The 19,864-nt window shown below is 70.8% G+C and carries 15 protein-coding genes; 12 read left to right on the forward strand and 3 right to left on the reverse strand.

Annotation, left to right across the window (positions count from 1 at the left end):
• Window positions 1–123 precede the first annotated feature (123 nt).
• The 10 genes from ACYVLQ_RS05290 (at window position 124) to ACYVLQ_RS05335 (ending at window position 12,581) form a co-directional block, all read left to right on the forward strand.
• The gene (locus ACYVLQ_RS05290) at window positions 124–2,799 is read left to right on the forward strand and encodes a phosphoenolpyruvate synthase (RefSeq protein WP_460696235.1); all 2,676 of its coding nucleotides are present in this window, start codon (window positions 124–126) and stop codon (window positions 2,797–2,799) included.
• Window positions 2,789–6,199 carry an AMP-binding protein gene (locus ACYVLQ_RS05295; protein WP_460696236.1) on the forward strand — a complete coding sequence of 1,137 codons (3,411 nt, stop codon included), beginning with the start codon at window positions 2,789–2,791 and terminating at the stop codon, window positions 6,197–6,199. The genes ACYVLQ_RS05290 and ACYVLQ_RS05295 overlap by 11 nt, the downstream gene beginning before the upstream one ends.
• The gene (locus tag ACYVLQ_RS05300; RefSeq protein WP_460696237.1) at window positions 6,196–6,444 is read left to right on the forward strand and encodes an acyl carrier protein; all 249 of its coding nucleotides are present in this window, start codon (window positions 6,196–6,198) and stop codon (window positions 6,442–6,444) included. Before ACYVLQ_RS05295 ends, ACYVLQ_RS05300 begins: the two co-directional genes overlap by 4 nt.
• The gene (locus tag ACYVLQ_RS05305; RefSeq protein WP_460696238.1) at window positions 6,441–7,808 is read left to right on the forward strand and encodes an SDR family oxidoreductase; all 1,368 of its coding nucleotides are present in this window, start codon (window positions 6,441–6,443) and stop codon (window positions 7,806–7,808) included. Before ACYVLQ_RS05300 ends, ACYVLQ_RS05305 begins: the two co-directional genes overlap by 4 nt.
• A complete protein-coding gene (locus ACYVLQ_RS05310; protein WP_460696239.1) occupies window positions 7,805–8,713 on the forward strand; it encodes a nucleoside-diphosphate kinase in 909 nt (302 codons plus the stop codon). Before ACYVLQ_RS05305 ends, ACYVLQ_RS05310 begins: the two co-directional genes overlap by 4 nt.
• Window positions 8,710–9,675: a ScbA/BarX family gamma-butyrolactone biosynthesis protein gene (locus tag ACYVLQ_RS05315; protein ID WP_460696240.1), complete on the forward strand. Its 966-nt coding sequence runs from the start codon at window positions 8,710–8,712 to the stop codon at window positions 9,673–9,675. Before ACYVLQ_RS05310 ends, ACYVLQ_RS05315 begins: the two co-directional genes overlap by 4 nt.
• Window positions 9,666–10,277 carry a nitroreductase family protein gene (locus tag ACYVLQ_RS05320; protein WP_460696241.1) on the forward strand — a complete coding sequence of 204 codons (612 nt, stop codon included), beginning with the start codon at window positions 9,666–9,668 and terminating at the stop codon, window positions 10,275–10,277. Before ACYVLQ_RS05315 ends, ACYVLQ_RS05320 begins: the two co-directional genes overlap by 10 nt.
• A gap of 21 nt (window positions 10,278–10,298) precedes the next feature.
• Complete coding sequence (locus ACYVLQ_RS05325) at window positions 10,299–11,261, forward strand: hypothetical protein (protein ID WP_460696242.1); 963 nt, start codon at window positions 10,299–10,301, stop codon at window positions 11,259–11,261.
• A 219-nt stretch (window positions 11,262–11,480) separates the two neighbouring features.
• Window positions 11,481–12,008, forward strand: a complete 528-nt coding sequence (locus ACYVLQ_RS05330) for a DUF4254 domain-containing protein (protein WP_460696243.1) — start codon at window positions 11,481–11,483, stop codon at window positions 12,006–12,008.
• A 108-nt stretch (window positions 12,009–12,116) separates the two neighbouring features.
• Window positions 12,117–12,581, forward strand: coding sequence for a pyridoxamine 5'-phosphate oxidase family protein (locus ACYVLQ_RS05335; protein WP_460696244.1), 465 nt, complete (start codon window positions 12,117–12,119; stop codon window positions 12,579–12,581).
• A 9-nt stretch (window positions 12,582–12,590) separates the two neighbouring features.
• Here the strand turns inward: ACYVLQ_RS05335 and ACYVLQ_RS05340 are convergent, their stop codons facing one another.
• Window positions 12,591–13,676: a methyltransferase gene (locus ACYVLQ_RS05340; RefSeq protein WP_460696245.1), complete on the reverse strand. Its 1,086-nt coding sequence runs from the start codon at window positions 13,674–13,676 to the stop codon at window positions 12,591–12,593.
• Window positions 13,676–16,471 carry a cytochrome P450 gene (locus ACYVLQ_RS05345; protein WP_460696246.1) on the reverse strand — a complete coding sequence of 932 codons (2,796 nt, stop codon included), beginning with the start codon at window positions 16,469–16,471 and terminating at the stop codon, window positions 13,676–13,678. Before ACYVLQ_RS05345 ends, ACYVLQ_RS05340 begins: the two co-directional genes overlap by 1 nt.
• Before the next feature lie 80 nt (window positions 16,472–16,551).
• Between ACYVLQ_RS05345 and ACYVLQ_RS05350 the strand changes: the two genes are divergently transcribed.
• Together ACYVLQ_RS05350 and ACYVLQ_RS05355 are read left to right on the forward strand one after the other, a co-directional pair.
• Entirely contained in the window at window positions 16,552–17,832 is a 1,281-nt protein-coding gene (locus tag ACYVLQ_RS05350; RefSeq protein WP_460696247.1) for a glycosyltransferase, read from the forward strand.
• Window positions 17,833–17,989: 157 nt separating this feature from the next.
• On the forward strand, window positions 17,990–18,781 hold the full coding sequence (locus ACYVLQ_RS05355; RefSeq protein WP_460696248.1) for an ABC transporter permease: 792 nt from the start codon (window positions 17,990–17,992) through the stop codon (window positions 18,779–18,781).
• Between the two features lie 30 nt (window positions 18,782–18,811).
• Here ACYVLQ_RS05355 and ACYVLQ_RS05360 read toward each other — a convergent pair whose 3' ends face one another.
• On the reverse strand, window positions 18,812–19,492 hold the full coding sequence (locus tag ACYVLQ_RS05360; protein WP_460696249.1) for an alpha/beta hydrolase: 681 nt from the start codon (window positions 19,490–19,492) through the stop codon (window positions 18,812–18,814).
• Window positions 19,493–19,864 lie beyond the last annotated feature (372 nt).

Raw genomic sequence — 19,864 nt, forward strand, 5'->3', positions numbered from 1 at the left:
AAGAGTATTCCGGGCCGTCCCGTCGAGGGACGTCCGAAAGTTGAATGTTTCAGATATACCGTGGCAGAACCCGCGGCGCAACCGCCGCGCAGGCGGCGCCCGCGCCTGTGACGGGAGGGTGCCGTGCACGTGCTGGATCCGGACACCGGGGACGCCGACGCCTACGGCGGTAAGGCAAGCGGCCTGTGGAGGCTGCGGCGGGCAGGATTCCGGGTGCCGGAATGGGTGACGCTGGAATCAGCGCTCTTTCACGAGCTGGGATCTGAAATAATCGCTGCGGCAGCGGAATTCACCGAGTCCGCCGATATGGATCAGGCGCTCCGGCGCGGCGCCGCACTGCGCGAGCGCATCCTGGCGGCGGCGCTGCCGCCCGTGGTCGCCGACCGCGTCCGGGAGGCGTGCGCGCGGCTCGGCGATGTGGCGGTGGCGGTCCGCTCGTCGGCTGCGGTGGAGGACGGTGCGGGGTATTCGTATGCGGGCCAGTTCGATTCGCTGCTGAACCGGCGGGGCGCGGCGGTCGGCGCGGCGGTGCTGGCGTGCTGGGCCTCGGCGTACTCCGAGCGCGTGGTCCGCTACGCCTTCGCCCACGGCCTGCCACTGCCCGCCGCGCCCGCGGTGGTGTTGCAGCGGCTCGTCGCCGCCCGAGCCGGGGGCGTGCTGTTCACGGCCAACCCGATGACCGGCGCGCCGGACGAACTCGTGATCGGCGCCGTCCACGGCCTGGGCGAGGGTCTCGTATCCGGCGCCGTCGACGCCGATTCGATTGTGGTGGACAGGATTTCGGGTGCCGTCGTAGAGTCGGTGCGAGGTGAGAAGACGACGGCGTACCGTCCCGACGGCGAGTACGGCTGCGTGGCGGTGCCGGTAGCCGCCGAACGGAGCGCGGAGGCGGCGCTGTCGGACGCCGAGGTGGCGGAGCTGGTCGAGCTGGGCCGCCGGATCGAGTCGGCGTTCGGCACACCGCAGGACATCGAGTGGGCGATCGATGAGCGGGGCCTGTGGGTGCTGCAGGCGCGGCCGATCACCACCGCGGTAGGGGTGCGGCTGCGCGGCGCCGGTGAACAGCTGGAGCCAGGGGAGTTGCGAATCTGGGACAACTCCAACATCATCGAGAGCTTCAACGGCCTGACCTCGCCGCTGACCTTCACCACGGCCGCCGACATCTACGGCCGGGTCTACCGCGGGTACGCGGAGTCGCTGCGGGTGCCGCCGCGTCAGCTGCGCCAGACCGACGCCTGGACGGGCGTGTTGCTGGGCACCTTTCACGGCCGGGTGTACTACAACCTGCTGCACTGGTATCGGATGGTGGGCATCGCACCGGGCTATCCGCTCAACCGCCGCGTGCTGGAGGCGGCGCTCGGCGTCGCGGAGCCGCTGCCGGACGAGGTCGCGAAAACGCTGCGCCCCTTCACCTTTGCCAATCCGGCGGCGAGGCTGTGGTCGCGCACGGTAACCACGGCGACCTACCTGCGGCGCATCGCCGGTATCGACGCCATGATGCGGCGGTTTCTGACCGAGTTCTACCGCGTCTACGACGAATTCGACGCCCTCGATGACGCCGAGCTGACCGGGCGACAGGCCTACTCCCGCTACCGCGAACTGGATAGCGAACTGGTCCGGCGGTGGGGCCCGCTGATGGTGCTCGATGCCATTCTGCTGACCCTCACCGGCCTGTTGTACGTGCTGACCCGGCTACTGCTGCCGAAGGCGCCGGAATGGTTCCTGTATGCGGCCGCGAGCCCGGGGGAAGACGTGGAATCGGCCGAACCGGCCCGCGCCATGGCGGCGATGGCGGAGGTGGTGCGGTCGGATCCGGGGCTGCGCGAGATCGTCGAGAAAGTTGCGCCCGAACGCGTTCGCGCGGAGCTGCGGGCCGCCGGTCGCACCGAATTCCTCGCGCTCGTGGACGATTACGTCGCCCGCTACGGCTACCGCAGCATCGACGAACTGAAGTTGGAGACGCCGGACCTGCGCGAGGATCCGGCGAGCCTGTTCGTACTGCTGCGCGGTGCGCTGCCGCAGGAACGGTCCCGGCGCGGCGGTGAAGCGGACGCCTATCTGGACGCGCGGCTGCGCGGTGTGCGGCGCGCGCTGTACGAACGACTGCGCCGCAAGGTCGGCCGCTGCGCCGCGCATCGGGAGCGACTGCGGTTCTGCCGCACCCGCGCCTTCGGCATGGTGAAGCGGATGATCCGGGCGATGGGCAGGGATCTGGTCGCCCGGGGAGTGATCGACGACTTCGCCGATGTGTTCCAGCTGACGGTGCAGGAACTGCGCGGCTGCTACGAGGGCGCGGAGACCGAGTCGCTGCGCGGGGTGATCGCGGCCCGAAAGCAGCAGCGCGCCAGCGACTCCCGGCTGGTGGCACCCGCACGCTTCGTCACCCGCGGCCCGGGTTTCGGGCGGGCCGAACTGGCCGCGCAGGGTTGGGTGCCGGTCACCGATATGCCCGCCGCGATGGCCGGAGCGGTGCTGACCGGGACGCCGTCGGGGCCCGGGATCGGTACCGGGACGGCGGTCGTGGTCGACCGCCCTCGGGATGTCGCGGGCGGGGTGCTGGTCACCTACCGCACCGATCCGGGGTGGGTGGCCGCGCTGCCCTCCGCCGCGGCGCTGGTCATCGAGCGCGGCAGCCCGCTCACCCATGTCGCGATCGTCGCCCGTGAACTCGGCGTGCCGACAGTCGTGCAGGTGCCGGACGCCACCACCAGAATTCGTACCGGAATGCGGGTTCGGGTCGACGGCACCGGTGGAACTCTCACCGTGCTGGCCGAAGGAGACGATCCGCATGCAGGTTGACGACGATATCGCGAGGGTGCGGGGCTGGTTGGCCGATCCCGCCGACGGCACCGGCATCCACCTGGCCGACGAGGCGGACGGCTGGGAGTTCCGGTCCTACCGGGACCTGGCGGACCTGGCCTGGGCGGTGGCGGCGCAGCTGCGCGGCGCCGGGCTCGTCGGCGGCACCGGCGCCTGCGTGATCATGCCGACCGGATTCCCCTGTGTGGCGGCGTTCTACGCGGTGTGGGCCTGCGGCGGGGTGTTCACGCCGGTCGCGCCGCCGACATTCGGCGATGTCGCACAGTACATCTCGCACGTCGCGGAGATTTTGCGACAGGCGCGGCCGCACGTCGTGGTGACCTCGGCGGACCTGGAGGCGCTGGTGCGCCGGGCGATGTCGGAGGCGGGGCGCGCCGACGAGCCGGTGCTCGTCGGGGAACCGGAGCCGGTGGCCGAGCGGGAGTTCGGCGCGCCGGGCGAGTGTGCGCTGCTGCAGTTCACCTCCGGGTCCACCGGAACGCCGCGTGGGGTTCGGGTGTCGTGGCGGAATCTGGCCAACAACGTCGCGATGATCACCCGGCTGGTCGACTGGCGGGCCGGGGAGGCTATGGCGTCCTGGCTGCCGCTGTACCACGACATGGGGCTGGTGGGCGCGTTCTTCACCACCGTCACCAACCAGGGCGACCTGTATCTGATGCGCCCGGACCAGTTCATCCGCGACCCGGTGCGGTGGCTGCGGGCGATGACGCACGCGCAGCACTCGCCCTCGCCGTCCTTCGCGCTCGGCTATGTGGCGCACCGGGTTTCGCCCGAGCAGATCGCGGCGCTGGATCTGTCCGGGTGGCGGACGCTGGCGGTGGGGTCCGAGCCGGTCGAGGTCGCCGATCTGGCGTCATTCACCGAACTGGCCGGGCCCCAGGGGTTTTCGGCCCGAGCGTTCACCCTCGCCTACGGGTTGGCGGAGGCGACGCTGATGGTGTCCTCCTCGGCCCGCAACCGGCCGCTGACCGCACTGCGCCTGGACGCCGCGAGCCTGCGCTTCGGGCGGCCGATCCGGGTGGTGGACGAGGCGGCCCTCGACGACGGCCGGTGGGTGACGGGTCCGGGCTGGATCACCGGGCTCGGGTACTCGACCGCGGAGTCGATCGTCCGGGTCGTCGGCGAGGACGGGCGGGAGCTGCCGGACGGAACGCTCGGCGAGATGGTGGTGACCGGCGATTCGGTGGCCCTGGGTTACACCGATGCGGCGGACGGGGGAACTCGCGTCGAGGACGGTCGGTTGTGCACCGGTGATGCCGGATTCCGGTATCGCGGTGAGGTTTTCGTCCTCGGGCGGATGGGATCGAGCTTGAAGGTGCGGGGGCGGTCGGTGTTCATGGAGGACATCGAGTCGCGGGTGGCGCGCGAAACCGGGATCACCAAGGGCAAGCTCGCCGCGGTCGCGCTCGCCGATGCCGGGGCGCAGGGGGTCGCGCTGTTCGCCGAGATCGCGCCCGGGCCCTGGACGGCGCAGGCCCGCAGCATTGTTCGCGGCGCCCTCGGACCGGCACAGACCGTCACGATCGTCACGGGTCCGCGCGGGCTCATCCGGCGCACGTCGAGCGGCAAGCCCCGGCGCAGGCATATGTGGCAGCTGTTCCGCGACGGCGGACTGGACGGGGCCGAGGTGCACGAGGACGTGGGTGAGCGAACTCAGTCGCCCGGCCCGATGCGTGACGGCGCACAACGGTCTCCGGTGCTGTCTGTGGAAGCGGCACAAGACCTGCTCGGCCGGGCACTGAACCAGGTTGCGGTAGCGGAGAATTCGGCGATGCTGCTCGAGGGGTCGCTCGCCGAGGGATTCGGCAATGCCGGTTCGGACGTGGACTTCCTGGCCGTCACCCCCGGCGCGGAGGAACTGCCGACGCTGCCCACGGTGCTGTTCATCGACGGCCGACGTGTCGAGGTGCGCACCCGCTCGGCGGGGCAGCTGCGCGGCCAACTGGAGCGGGTCGCCGGGGCCGACAGCCCGGCGGCGCTGGACGAGGACGTACTCAACCGCTGCCAGCGGTTCCTGCACGGCACCGTCTTGCGTAGCGGTCCGGGAGGCCCCGACATCACCGAATTGCGGTCGCCCCTGCCGCCGGACGAGTTCGCGCGGATCCTCGGCGACTGGTGGTCCGAACGCGCCCGGCAGGCGCTGCGCTACGCGGTCGCCCTGCACGCCATGGGGGAACGGGAGGAGGCCGACGAGTGGGCTCGCGACGGGCTGCTGCAGGCGGTGAAGGCATGGGCGGCCCGCCGGGGCGAGACCTATGTCGAAACCAAATGGCTGCCCGAACAATTGGACCGGATCGCCGAGCGCGCAGGCGACGACGATCGGTTCGTGCGCGAGGTGGTCGCTCGTTATCGCGCGGTGGGCCGCTCGGCGTCATTCAGCAAAACACTCACTCTGGCAACGGGATTCGGTGCCTGTGGTGTGGTCGACGATCCCGATCACGTGGTGCTGGCTCGGGTGCCCGGGGTGACGACATGGGGCATCGGGGAGCGGGTGCATGTGATCCGGGGAGACAGTGACGTATTCGTGTTGTCCGAGCGCGGCGGGCGGGCGTGGCGGTCGGTCGTGCTGCGGCGATCCGTGCGGGACGTGCTAGAGCGCGGCGATATCGGGGCCGAGTTGGCCGAATTCGTGCGGCTCGGGCTGGTGGGCCTGCAGTGGCGCGGCGGTGGGGCGATCACCCCGGCGCTGGCGATGTGCAAGCCGCTGCGGCCCTACACGCCGGCGCCGGGGCGTGGCGTGCCCGCGCTCGGGCTGTCGGGAGCGGCACGCGAGGCGGTGCCGGAGGGCGCCGAGCCGATCGCAACGCTGTCGCCGCTGCCCGCCGCGCGTTTCGTCGCGTGCGCGCTCGATCTGGTGTGGTCGAACGTCGTGCTGGAGAACGCGCGGGAGGATCTCGTCGGGGCGGTGAAGGGCGGTCAGGGCGCGGTCGCCGATATCGCGGCGCACCGGCTGGCGGCCATGTGTGTGCGAATGCTGTTGTCCGCGTACGGTATCCATCCCCTTCCGGCCGATGTGGCCCCGGCCCGGACACTGGCCCGCCTGCTGCCGGGTCCGGCGGGCGGCCGGGCGGAGTTCCCAGGGATGGTGGAAGCGGCCGGGCGCGTAGACTTTTCGCAGACGCTCGTGGCCGGTGACGATCCCCTGGCCGAGCTGGCTCGGCTCGACGATCTCGTGGCCCGGGTGCGCGCCCACGTCGGTGGCGACGACTTCCCGGCCTCGTTCGACTCGCGGGAGCAGTGGCGGCGCACCCTGGACATCAGCTACGACTGGCTGCGCGTCGCCGGTTACCTGGATACCGATCTGCCGCTGGACGAGGCCCGCGATCTGCTGACCTCCGGCGGCAGGCAACCGCATCTGCGGGAAGGAGGACCGCGATGACCACCGTGGACGACGCCGTGGCGCAACGGGTTCGGCGACTGATCGAGGCGATGGCTCCCGAACCGCGCGCCGGGGAGGACGATCGGCGACTCGTCGAGGACCTCGGCTTCGATTCGCTGCGCCTGATGGAACTGACCGTCGTCCTGGAACGCGCCTTCGAGTTGCCGCGCTACCGGCCCGAGCAGCTGGCAGGGGTCCGGCGGGTCGGCGATGTGGTCGCCCTGATCAAGGAGGGCGCTCGGTGACCGGGAGGTGCGGGGTGCTCGTGAGCGGGGCCAGCGGGCTGGTCGGCGCCGAGGTGGCCGCCCGGCTGGTCGCCGCCGGAACACCGGTAACCACTGTGCTGCACCGGAACTCGCAGATCCTCCGCAGCGACGGCGCGTCGGTCGACCGGGTCGTATCGGTGACCGGTAACGTGCGGCGCCCGCGCTTCGGCCTGCCCGCCGCGGCCGAGGCCGAGTTGGCGGGTCGGGTGGGAGTGGTCGTGCACGCCGCGGCCACCACCGCGTTCGACGCCACCGCAGAGGAATACGAGGAACTCAATGTGCGCGGCGCCGCGCACGCCGTCGACCTGGCGCTGCGCTGGGACGTGCCGCTCGTGCACGTGAGTACCGCCTACGTCTGCGGCATGCGCGGCGGGACCGTCACCGAGGCCGATCTCGACACCGGTCAGGAATTCGGAAACGGCTACGAGGACAGCAAGTTCCGCGCCGAGCGGCTGGTGCGCGGCACGCCGGGGCTGCGGTGGGCGATCGTGCGCCCCGGGATCGTGACCGGCGCCACCGACACCGGTGCGATCCGCGACTACAAGAACCTGTACACGGTGGTGAAGCTGATTGTGGAGGGCAAGCTGCGCTCGCTGCCGGGGCGCTACGACGCCACGCTGTCGGTGGCGCCGGTCGACCATGTCGCGGACGTCGTCGCCGCGGTCGTGCGCGATATCGGCGCGGTCCACGGCCGCACCTTCCATGCCGTGGGTCGCGACACCCTCTCGCTGCGGGAGGTTTCCGACGTGCTCGCCGAGTACCCGTCCTTCCACGTGGCCACCTTCGTACCGGCGGCCTCGTTCGCGGTGGCGGACCTGGATCCGGTCGAGCGTGAGTACTACTTGCGCATCGGCGCGCTCTACACGAGCTATTTCGCGCGCCGGTTGCGGTTCGACACGACGAATACCGATGCGCTGCTGGGTCGTCCGGCACCCGCCACCGGCAAGGAATACCTCCGCCTGCTCCTCGACTACTGCCTCGAGTCCGGCTACCTGGGCACCCCCCTGCCGTCGATCCAGGAGGTGCTCGCAGCACACGCCGACCCCGGGCCCAATGCGGCAGCGCCACCTCGGTCATTCCGGGTTGATGCGTCTGCGCCACCTCAGTCATTCCGGCGTGCTTTTGGCCGGAATCCGCAGCAAGCGGGCGTAGATCCCGGCCAAAAGCATGCCGGGATGACTGGTGGCGTGGGTGCCGGGATGCCTGGTGGTGGGGGTGCCGGGATGCCTGGTGATGGGGGTGCCGGGGTGACTGGTGGTGAGGGTGCCGGGGTTACTGGTGGCGTGGGTGCCGGGAAGTCTGGTGGGGAGCGGGGCGGGACTGATCGGGGTGGGTGCGTATGACCTCCGGGTTGCGTGAGCTGTTGGCGGCGCTTACTCCGCTGGCGGAGAAGGCTGATGCCTATGCCGCCGATACCTATGTGCAGGAGTGTGTTGCGCATCTGGAGGAGGTCGGGATGGATGCGGGGAAGTTCGCGTGCGAGCACTCGATGGTGCTGGTGAAGCCCGACGCGATCGTGGCCCGCGCGGTTCGGCCCACCCTGGACTGGCTGCGAGACAACGACTTCCGCGTCGTCAGCGCCCGGACTCTCACCGCGGACCGGCATGTCGTGCGGGCGCTGTGGTACTTCGCCTGGAATATCGCCTCGCCCGAGCGCCGCAGGCTGGCCGATCTGCTGGTGGAGATCTCGGATGCGCTGGTGCTGGTGGTCGCCGGCCCCGTGCGCGAGCTGCCTACCCCGGTGCGGCTGACCGCGTCGAAGGGCGCGACCGATCCGCGCAAGCGCCGCCCCGGCGAGCTGCGCCACCTGCTCGGACGCGACAGCTACCTGTTGAATCTGGTGCATTCGCCCGACGATCCGGCAGATGTGCTGCGCGAGTTCGCGATCTACTTCGACGAGGGCACGCGCTCGCGAGTGCTGGCGCAGGTGTGCACCGGCACCGACCGATCGGAGTACGCGGTGACGCTGGCCGATGACCTCTACTCCCACACGCCCGCACGCGATTTCGACCGCGGCCGCGCGCTCGACCGGATCCTGGCGGATCTCGGCGGCGTGCCCGACGGATTCGACCCGGAGTCCGACGAGCACTGCGCGCGGCTGCTGCGCCGGGCATGGGCGGCCGATCGGACCATGGACGCGTGGTCGGTGATCGTGCTCGGGTCCCAGGTACTTCCCATGCGCACCGGCGCCGGACCGCAGGCGTTGCGGCCGGTCGGTGCGCACGATTGGTTGGAGGGTCGACCATGACGACGGACACCGCGACGGTGCAGGCCGCGAGCCACGTGCGCACCATCTCCCGGCTGCTGGCACATCGCTGCGCGGTATCGGAGGTCTTCGTCACCTCGCTGCACGCCGTGTCGCCGGACGAGTTCGTGGCCGGCGCGCAGCTGCCACGCATGCACGCCTACTACGGCGATCACGCCGAACCTCTTGCCGCGCACTACGACCCGCTGCTGGTGATGGAGGTGGCCCGGCAGGCGGCGATAGCGCTCACACACGAATATTTCGGCGTACCAACGGATATGGCGTTCATCGTGCGCACCTTCAACGGGGCCGCCGCCGACAGCGACGCCTGGTCGATCGGCCGAGCGCCCGCCGACCTGATCCTGACCGTCTACATCACGCGGCGGCATCGGCGCGCGGGCATGGTGTGCGGACTGGACATGGTGCTCGAGATCGACTGCGGCGGCGCGCCGATGATGACCGTCGACGGATCCTTCACCTGGATACCCCCGCGGCAGTGGGACAGGCTGCGGGCCGAGTTCCGGGAAAGCCTGGGTCTAGGTCCTTTTCACGGTGCGCCCGTGCATACCGAGCGCGCCGTCCCCGCGGCGGTGGCGCGGGAGAACCGGCGCAATGTGGTGATCGCGCCGATCCGGCGCAGGGGCGCCGTCGCCGCGGCCGCGCTCGCCGCCGACACCGCGCATCCGTTCCTGTTCGACCATCCGCTCGACCACATCCCCGGCAGCCTGCTCATCGAGGCGGCCCGGCAGACGGCGTCGGCGATGCTGATGCCGCGCCCGCCCCGATTACGCCGCATCGCCAGCGCCTTCGACAGATTCGTGGAGTTGGACCGCGGGGCCGAATGCACCGCGGAGATTATCGAATTGGCGCCGCCCACCATTCGATGCGATATTCATCAGAGCGGCACGGTCGCCGCGCGGATCGAACTCGAATTCGCCGGACGTCAGGAGCTGTCGTGCGAGTGACCGACCTGTTGACGACGACGCGGTCGTTCCGGCGCCGACTGGATCTTTCGCGCCCGGTGCGCCGCGAGGAGGTCCAGGAATGCCTGGATATCGCGGTGTGCGCGCCGAGCGGGTCGAATCGTCAGCCGTGGCGGTTCCTGGTCGTGCGGGATCCGCAGCGTCGCCGGGAGATCGCGCGATATTACCGAAAGGGCTTCGAGCAGAACATGTCCGGGCGCACGCCGCGGCCGGATCAGCTGGCCGACCTGGCGTCGGCGCGCTATCTCGCCGAGCATCTGCACGAGGTTCCGGTGCTGGTGCTGGTCTGCGCGATGGGGCGGCCGCCCGCCGCGGACGACCGGACGCTGGCGAGCTTCTACGGATCGGTGTACCCGGCGGTCTGGAACCTGCAGTTGGCGCTGCGCGCCCGCGGGCTCGGCTCCTGCCTCACCACCGCGCACCTGGCCTGCGAGCGCGAGGTGGCCGAACTGCTGGGCCTGCCGTTCGACCAGGTCACCCAGGTGGCGCTGCTGCCGGTGGCCTGGCTGCGGCCCGGCCCGGATACCGCACCGCCGCGACGGCCCGCGGCCGAGGTGACCATGTGGGATCGGTGGGAGTCGTGAACGCCGAGGAACGGGCAGCGGATGAACAGTGATACGCGTGCGACCGGGTACCGCCGGGGCGTCGCCTCGGCGGTGGTGCGTCTCGCCCGGTTCACTCGGGTGCGGTACGAGCCGCACTACCTGCTGTATGCGGTGTTGTTCACGCTGGCCGTGGAGGGGACGGCGGCGCTGGTGTCGGGCGTGCAGTGGCGGCCGGGTGCCGCCACCCTCGTCCGGATCGCGGTGGTGGCGGCGGTGCTGCTGTACCTGCGGATGGTCGACGAGCAGAAGGATCTGGACTACGACCGCGAATACCACCCGGATCGGCCCCTGGTAACCGGCGCGGTGCGTGCGGGGGAGTTGCGGATCGCGATGGGGGCCATCGCGCTGGTGGCCGCGGGTGGATCGCTGGCACTGTCGGTGCGGTCGGCCGTAATGATCACCGCGGCACTGGTTTACGGCCTCGTGCTGTGGGGATTGGAGCGGCTGTCGGCCACGGTGCGGAATGCGATCATGCTGAACCTGGCGGTGACCTATCCGGTGCAGCTGTTCATCATCGGCTACATCGTGGCGTCGGCGATCGATACCGGGCAGGCCCGATCCGGTTGGGCGGCAGGGGCGGTCGCGGTGATCTTCGCCGGGGCCTTCCTACAGTTCGAATTCGCCCGCAAGACCGTGCACGAGCGGCATCCGGGGCAGCAGTTCTACTCGAATGCGCTGGGCCCCATCGGAAGCGCCGCGACGGGAGTGCTGTGCGCCGTCGTGGCGGTGGCGTGCGATCTGATCCTGGTGCGCCCGTGGGAGTATGCCGTACCGAGCGCCCTGATCGCCTGGATCCCGTTGGTGCTGTTGGTGTTTCCCCTGTGGGGCACAGTTGAGTTCGCGCGGGGCGGCGATTCGGGCGGCGGACGCGCCGCTCGGGCACCGTATCCCCTGGTACCGTCCGTCGTCTTCGTCCTTACGCTGTACGTCGCTCTGATCGTCCAGGCGCTCGTGCTGTCCTGATCCGGCCCGATGGTCACCGCAGGGCCACCGAAAGGGCAGTGGCAGGGCCGGGCGAAACGCGCATGCTTGACAGTGCACCCGGCGCCGCAAGGAGATGTCCCCTTCGCAGAGAGCGGCGCGCCGGATCCGGCGCGGTCCGCCCTTGCCGCGCCGGGCTCGCGGTCCGGCGTCCGCGTGCGGCGCCGGGTGCGCCCGTTCGCCGCTTGGAGGTACACGCAGATGTACGTGCCGCAACCGGACGGCATGGATCGGCCGTCCGCCGGTCCCGTGATCGCCCGCCCCGCCGGGCGCGCCGTCGTCCGCCGTCGCAGCGCGGGCCGATGGCGATCCGACGGCCCCGCCCCCGTCCTGCCGGACTGGCACGAACTGCTGTCCGCATTCCTCGGCCACATCGGCGACGTTCCCGGCGACCATCCGGTCACCCGCACCGCGCGGGCCCTCGCCGAACTCCATCTGGCACGCCACCGCGATCCGCGGCGCGCGGACGAAATCGACGGTCGCCGTAGCGAACTCGTCGCATCTATTGACGACTGGGTGGCCGCGCACACGGTCGCCCGCCCGCGCGCGCAATCCCTCGGCGCCGCCGTCGACGCCATGGCCGCCGCGCAGGTGCGCGCCGCCCATCTGCTCCGCAGCGTCGAGAACGTCGGCGACGAGCGGGTGCACGCCGCCTGGTTTCGGCTGGCCGCGCTGGCCGACGGCTGGACCGACCTGGTGCAGCAGACGACCGGAGTGCGGGCAGGCTGAGCGCGATCGCCTGTTTTTCGGCACATTTCCGTTTGGGCCGGGGGCATTACGGGAAAGTTGTTAGGACCCTCATGCACACGGGACACGACGAGCGGGGCACACAGCGCAATGACCAGCCGAGCCGACGGCGAGCGCGAACGGATAATCGAGGATATGGGCGCTCCCGCGCAGCAGGTTCCGCGCGACTTGACCAACGCCGAGTCGCTACGGTTGCTGGCGCGCGTGCGGTTCGGCCGGATCGTGTTCGCCCGCTACGCGCTGCCCACCATCCGCCCGGTCAATCACATCGTCGACGACGACGCGATTGTCATCCACGCCAACCGCGGCACCGCCGTGAGCCCGGACCGGCAGGTGGTGGCCTACGAGGCCGACACCATTGATGAGCGGACCCACCGCGGCTGGTGCGTCATCGTCACCGGGACCGCCGAGGCGGTCACCGATCCGGACGAGTTGGAGCGCTATCGCGGGCTGCTGCGGCCCTGGCTGCCGGGTCCGCGCGACCACATCGTGCGCATCGAGCCCGACATCATCACCGGTGTCGAATTCGTCGACCCGGACGATTCCCCGCTCTGACCGCGCCTTTCAGTTCGGGCGAGCCTCGATGACAGATTCCGGGCAGATGGTCGGCACGACGCGGCCGACCGCGAATCCGGCGGCGGTCAACAGGTTCCGGTACTCGGCCTCCGTGCGTTCGCGGCCGCCGCTGTGGATCAACATCTCCAGGTCGACGAACTTCCCAGGATGCGGCCCGCCGCCGGTGGGGAGCAGCAGTTCCACGACGAGCAGGCGAGAGTCGCCGGACATCGCGGCGCGCACGGTGCGCAGGATCCGCAGGGCCTGATCATCGGGCCAGTCGTGCAGTACATGCCGGAGCAGATACGCGTCGCCGCCGGGTGGCACGGCGTCGAAGAAGGATCCGGCGCGCAGCGAAACCCTCTCCGCCACACCGATTTCGGCGAGACCGGGGACGGCGCTGGACAGCACCTCCGGCAGGTCGAACAGGATGCCGCGTGAGTGCGGGGCGCGGGTCAAGATCTCCGCCAGCATCGCGCCCTGCCCGCCGCCGACATCGACGATCGTGCCGAATCGGGCGAAATCGTATGTGGCGGCGACAGGTTCGGCGGTCAGGGAGCCGATGCTCGTCATCGCGCGGTCGAACAGGTCGCCGAATTCCCGGTCGGCGCCGGCGAATTCGAAGAACGAGGCGCTGCCGGTCGCCGGTGCGCCCGTACGAACCGCGTCGGCGAGCCGGGACCAATGCGCGCGATGGGTCTCGGAGCCGAAGAACAGCGCGGTGTCGCGCAGTGAGACCGGCGCGTCTCGGCAGAGCGCCCGGGCGGCCGGGGTGAGCGCGTAGCGGCCGTCGCGGCGGCGGGTGAAGATCCCGTAGGAGGTGAGCAGCCGCAGCAGGCGGCCCAGTGCATCCTCGTCGGCGCCGACCGCGCGGGCCAGCTCGGCGCGGGTGCGCGGGCCCGCGGCGAGCGCATCGGCGATACCGAGCGCCGCGGCCGCGTGGATAGCCTGCGTGAGCCAGCCCGCCGCGAGCAGCTCCATCAGCGTGACGGGCCCGGGCGCGAGTCGGCGATACGCGTGGCCGAGGGCGTCGCGCAGCGCCTGTACCGCCCGGACCACCGGAATCGGCGGCGGGAGGGGGAGGCCGAACGCCATCACGTCCCGGGCGCCTGCCTGCGGAGCAGAGCCACCGGGAGCCGCGCGGGCGCGGCGACGAAATCCCGGCTGGCCGGGCGGACCCGATAGCCGGGCTGGGGCACGGTCTCCCAGTGCGTGAGCAGCGCGGCGGTCTGCAGGATGATGGTCATCATCGCGAAGTTGCTGCCGGGGCAGTGCCGCGGGCCGACCGAGAACGGCAGGACGGCCGCGCGGTCGATGGCCTCGGCGCGGCCGGGCGCCCAGCGCTCGGGATCGAAGGTGTCCGGATCCGGGAACCAGCGGGCGTCGTGGTGAATCATGTACGGGCTGAACGCCACGGTCGCGCCGGGCGGCAGCGCGAAGGCGCCGACGCGGACCTCCCCAGCGGCGGTCTGCGTGCTGACCCAGGGCGCCCACATGCGCAGCGTCTCCTGCAGTACCCGCCGCAGATAGGGCAGGGCCCCGGCATGTTCCGGGCGGACCGGGCCCGCGCCGACCACCTCGTCCATTTCCGCGCGCACCCGGGCCGTGATTTCCGGATTGCGCATCAGCTCGTGCCACAGCCAGGCGAGCGTCGACGCGGTCGAGCCGATGCCCGCGGCGAGCATGAGCAGCAGTTCGTCGATGATCTGCTCGTCGGACAGCCGGGTCCCGGTCTCCTGGTCGGTATGGCTGATGAGCGCGGACAGCACATCGTGGAAATCGCTGTCGCGGCGGCGATACTCGGTGACGACCGCGCCGATCTCGGTCCGCAGCCGGGCCGCGCGAGAACGAAAGCGCCGGTCGGCCAGCGGCCGAAGGCGGCGCACCGCCGGGGGCAGGGCGGCGCGCTGGATCACCTGGCCCAGCAGCCACGGAATATGCTCGCGGATCTCGTCTTTCGCGTCAGCGCTGAAATCCGCGGTGAACAGCGTGGCCGAAATGGTGTCGAGCACAACGCGATGCGCCTCGTCCATCAGGTCGGCCCGGCCCGCCCGCAGCCCGTCTGCCCATCGCTCCGCGATATCGGCTGCGGCCCCGGCATATTCGACCAGGCGACGCTGTCGCAGCGCCGGGGCGACAAGGCGGCGGCGCAGCTCGTGCGGTGCGCCGCTGAGCACATTGGAGGCCTCGTGGATGATCTCCTGCACCGCTTCCCGCAGCTCCTCGCGGTGGAACTCACCGGCCTCGCCGAAGGCGACCGCGCGGACCAGCTCCGGGGTCGTGACCACGTAGGCGGGGCGCGGGCCCAGCTGTACCCGCACCACCTCGCCGAGCGGGCCGAGGGAGGTGACGAATCCGAGGGCGTCGCGCAGGATGTGCAGGCTGTGGCCGAGCAAGGGGAGTGCGCCAGGGGCGGTGGGGATTTCGGATTCCGGGCGGGGCGGCGTGGTCGGCGCGATCGCCTCGTCGTAGACGTCGAGCATCTTCTCGGTCTGCTGCGACTGCCGGACCGTATCGGCCTGCGCGGCCAGCTTTTCCCGCATATCGGCCAGTCGGGACCGGTCGGCGGCCAGCTCCCGCAGCGTCTCGGCGATCGCGGCGGGCGAGGGGCCGTGCGTGCGCACCCCGCCGCCCTCGGGGATCGATTCGGCCAGATCGCGATCGCAGTAGACCACCGGCAGGCCGACCACGACCGCCTCCAGCAGCGCCATGCCCTGGGTGTCGAAACCGCTCGACGGGAACAGCAGCACATCGTGTTCGCGCATCGCCGCGAGGCAGTCCGCCTGACTCACCTCGCCGTGCAGTCGGATGCGCCCGCCCGCCGCGTCCGCGATCTCCCGGACCTTGTCGAATTCCGTTCCGTCGCCGTAGATGTCGAGTACGCAGCTCTCGGCGAGAACCACCGCCTCGACGGCCGCGAGCGGGCGCTTCTCGGCCGACAACCGCCCGCACCACAGCGCGCGCAGCGGTGCGGTCGGGGCGGCGCCGGTGGTCGCGGTGTGCTCGCCGGTTCGAGGTTTGTCCACTGTTATCTCCGCCTCCGGGTGTCGCGGGGTCGAAAGGGTTTGCTGCCGAAGGGGTTCGGCGTGTTGGGGGTGGTGTGGTGGTGCGGACTCGGGCGGGCCGGGGCCCGATGGGCCGAGGTGCGCGAGGAGTTCGTCGTCGATTCCGTTGGACACCACGCGCATCGGGCGGTCCAGGCCGTGGGCGCGCAGCCGATCGGCGAAGTGGCGGGACGGGACGACGACCGCGTCGGCCGCCGTGGCGTGGCCGACCACCGTGCGCCACGCGTGGTGCGCGGCGCGGGACTCGTCGAGGCGCGGTGTTCGCACGGAGCCGCGCAGGAACAGCCCGTGCAGCCCGCGCATGGCGAGCGCGGTGAGGTACGGCGCGGGTGAGGTGTGTGCGATGAAGGCGTCGTCGCGGCTGTGCACCGACTGCACCAGCGGCAGCCCGTGGCGCCGCGCGGCCCGCACGCCCAGGATGCCGACGCCGTAGGTGGTGTGGCCGTGCACGACATCCACCGGCCCGCGCGCGGCGAACACGCCGTCGATGAACCGATCGTTGCCCTTGGTCGGTATGACCACGGGGTAGCCGTTGACGAGCACACCGCGTAACCCGGACAAGAAGAACACGTCCGGGTCATGGGTGGATGTGCGCGCGTTCGGGTCGTGGGTGGGTGTGTGCGCGTTCGGGTCGTGGGTGGGTGTGTGCGCGTTCGGGTCGTGGGTGGGTGTGCGCATGTTCGGGGCTTGGGTGGGTGGTCCGGGGGCGGTGAACAGCGTGACGCGGTGTCCGAGGCGCTGCAGGGCGTGACGTTGTGAATTCACCGAAGATTGGATCCCGCCCACCGTGGCCGGGTGAAAATCGGTGAACATCGCGATGTGCACGGGCTTACCCTACGGCGGTCGCGGGGTACACGAGCGAAGTTCGATCACGTGGGCCGGGCTCGAGCCGGAGAGGACACCGTATGAAAGTGGCGATTCCGCTGACCGGCACGCGGGGCGATGTGCAGCCTGCGGTAGCCCTCGGTCTGGAGCTGCGACGGCGCGGGCACGAGGTGCGACTGGGGGCGCCGCCGAATCTCGTCGACTTCGTCACCCGTGCCGGACTGAACGCGCAGCGCTGTGGGCCCGACGTGCAGCGGCTGTACTCCTCCGAGCAGGGTCAGCGGGCGCTGGCCGCGGGCAGCAGCTTCCGCCTCATGCAGCTGGTCGGCAGGCAGATGGCCGACTACGCCGACCGGATGAACCGCGAGGTGATCGAGGTCTGCGCCGACGCCGACCTGATCGTGGCCACCATGCTCACTGAGGATCGGGCGCACGCGGTCGCCGAGGCGATGCGGGTGCCGATGGTGTCGCTGCACGGCTTTCCCTGCCGCAGCAACGGCGCCTATCCGTTCCCGGGCGCGCTGCCGCCGCGGTGGCGGCCGCCCGCCGCGGTGAACCGGGCCACCTGGGCGCTGGCGGAGAATCTGCGGCGCGTGGTGTTCCTGCGCTACCTCAATCGTCTGCGCGCCGAACTGCGGCTGCCCCGCAGCTTCGCGAGTACCGCGGCCGAGCTGGCGCGCGACGGCGTCCCGGAGGTGCAGATCTACGATGCGGCGCTGGTCCCCGGGCTGCCCGAGCAGTGGGATCGGCGGCGGCCGTTCGTCGGCTTCCTGCCGCTGGAACGGTCCGCGCGCGAGGCGATCGGGGACCTGGCGGCCGACCACGCCGATCTGGTCTCGTGGCTGCGGCAGGACGCGCCGCCGGTGTACTTCGGCTTCGGCAGCATGCCGATCCGGGATACGCACGCCGTGCTGGCGATGGTCCGCGAGGTGTGCGATCGGCAGGGATTGCGCGCACTGGTCAGCGCCGGTTGGAGCGATCTCGACGCCGCGAACGCCGAAACCGGGCCCGGCATCCGGGTGGTGGGTCCGCTCGCCCACGACCTGGTTTTCCCACTCTGCGCCGCCGCCGTCCACCACGGCGGCATCGGGACCACGTTCGAGACCCTGCGCGCCGGGCTGCCGACCATGGTCTGCTCGGTATCGTTCGACCAGCCGATGTGGGGCGGACAGGTCGAACGCCTCGGGGTGGGCGCGCATCTGAGTTTCCGGAAGCTCGACAGCGAGCGGCTCGCGGAGGGGGTGCGTCACATTCTGCGGCCCGAGGTCGGCCAGCGCGCGAAAGAGCTTGCGGCCCAGCTGCAAACGAGTTCGGATGCGACGGCCAGGACGGCCGATATCGTGGAGGCGGCCGCCCGGTGAGAACTATCCCCGTAGTCCCCGCGCACGCCGGGACCGGCACGCCGGCTACGCCCGCGAGGTACGAACCTATCGGCGTGGCGGTGCCTGCGGGGGAGGACACCGCGCGTTGTCATGCTCGCCAATCATCGAAGCGCGTGATGACGGGGAGTGGCCCGGGATGACGCGCGGCCCGGGGCGCGCGGCGGTGACGGTGTGCACCGACAGTTGGGTGATGCTGCGGCGTTGTCTGCGGCGGACGGTGCGCAGCCGGGACACGCTGCTGATCTCGATGCTGCTGCCGGTGCTGATCATGCTGCTGTTCGTCTACGTGTTCGGCGGCGCGATCGAGGTGGACATGCCCTATATCGCGTATGTGGTGCCGGGGATCGTGCTGCTGTGCACGGGATTCGGGGCCTCGATCACGGCCACGGCGGTCGCGCAGGATGTGCGCGGCGGGGCGATCGACAGGTTCCGGACGCTGCCGGCCTTTCGCCAGGCATTGCTGGCCGGGCATGTCGGTGAGGGGGTGCTGCGCGACCTCGGGGTGATCGGCCTGCTTTTCCTGGTGGCACTGATGCTCGGATTCCGGCCCCGCGCAGGGCTTTTCGATTGGCTCGCGGTGGTCGGCATGATCGTGCTGCTGGTGCACGCCGTCACCTGGATAGCCGTCGCGCTCGGCCTGCTGGCCCGAAGTCCGGAGGCGGCAGGCGGTTTCACCTACGCCGTCATGTTCGTCCCCTACGTCAGCAGCGCCTTCGTCCCGGTAGTGACGATGCCGGGCTGGCTGCGCGGTTTCGCCGAACACCAGCCCGCGACTCCGGTGATCGGTGTCATCCGCGGCCTGCTCACCGACACGTCGGTGGGGGCTGCCTGGCTGGCTGTGGTCTGGTGCCTCGCGCTGGCGGGGCTGGGATTCGCCTGTGCCGCCCGGCTTTTCGAGCGAGCGTCGAAGGAGTCTGGGGTGCCGTGAACGCGGCGCGTGCCCGCCGCGGACAGGGATCTACAGTTCGCACCAGTAGCGATGTAGGCGTTCGGCGAGGGCACGGGGGTGGCTGAGCATGACGCCGTGACTGCCGTCGATCTCGTCGGGGGTGATGCCGAGCCGGTCGCGGACCAGCGGACGCAGGAATTCCGGTGGGAAGAAACGATCGTCGCGGCAGAGCAGGAAGCGCGTCGGGACCTTCGGCCATTCCTCGAGGGGGATCGGTTCGCCGCCTCTGGTTCCGGCGTCGGTGCGTTCGCGCCGCAGCGCCTCGGCCGCCAGGTCGGCCGGGACGTCGTGCATGAAGACGTCGATGATCTGCTCCGGGGTGTCCATGGCGACGCCGCGGCCGTCGTATCCGGCCTCGGACCACCAGGCATCGGGCGCCTGGCCCGGCACCGGGATCATTCCGCTCACCAGGACCAGCAGCTCGGTGTCGATCCGCGAGCACACCACCGGCGCGGTCAGGGCGCCGTAGGAATGCGCGACCACCACGACATTCGTGCGGTCGCCGATATCGGCGATCACCGCGTCGGCGTACTCCGATATCCCGTTCGCCGGATCCTCGATCGGCAGGTCCACGGCGACCACATCGTGTCCGTACGCCCGCAATTCGGGCTCCACCAGATGCCAGTCCCACGAGCTGCTTCCGCCACCGTGTATCAGCGCGAAGGTAGCGGTCTTCCGGTCGAGGCTCATTACGGACCTGCCTATCGCGTATCAGTTGTCGTGTGAGCCTACCGGGCACGTCAACCGGCCTCGCTCGAACAGAGCGAGGCCGGTCCGGGTGGGAGCGCCTCCGACCTTATGCCCGCGCCGGCAGCACCCGGCCGTCTCGGTTGCGCCACCGCGTGGGAGCGTTCCAGCATGCGCTGCCGGTGCCGTTCCGCGGTCCGCAGGGCGCTGGGCCGCTGGGCGAGGACCGGTGCGCCGTCGAACCCGGTTCGGACAGTCCGCGACTACTGGCCCTCTACCGGGGGCATGCTGGATGCCGATTTCGAGGTGGTGGACTCGCCTGAGCTGGTCGAGGTCGTGCGCGCGCTCGCCGACAGATATCGGCGGTCGGTCTCC

Source organism: Nocardia thraciensis (assembly GCF_054782435.1).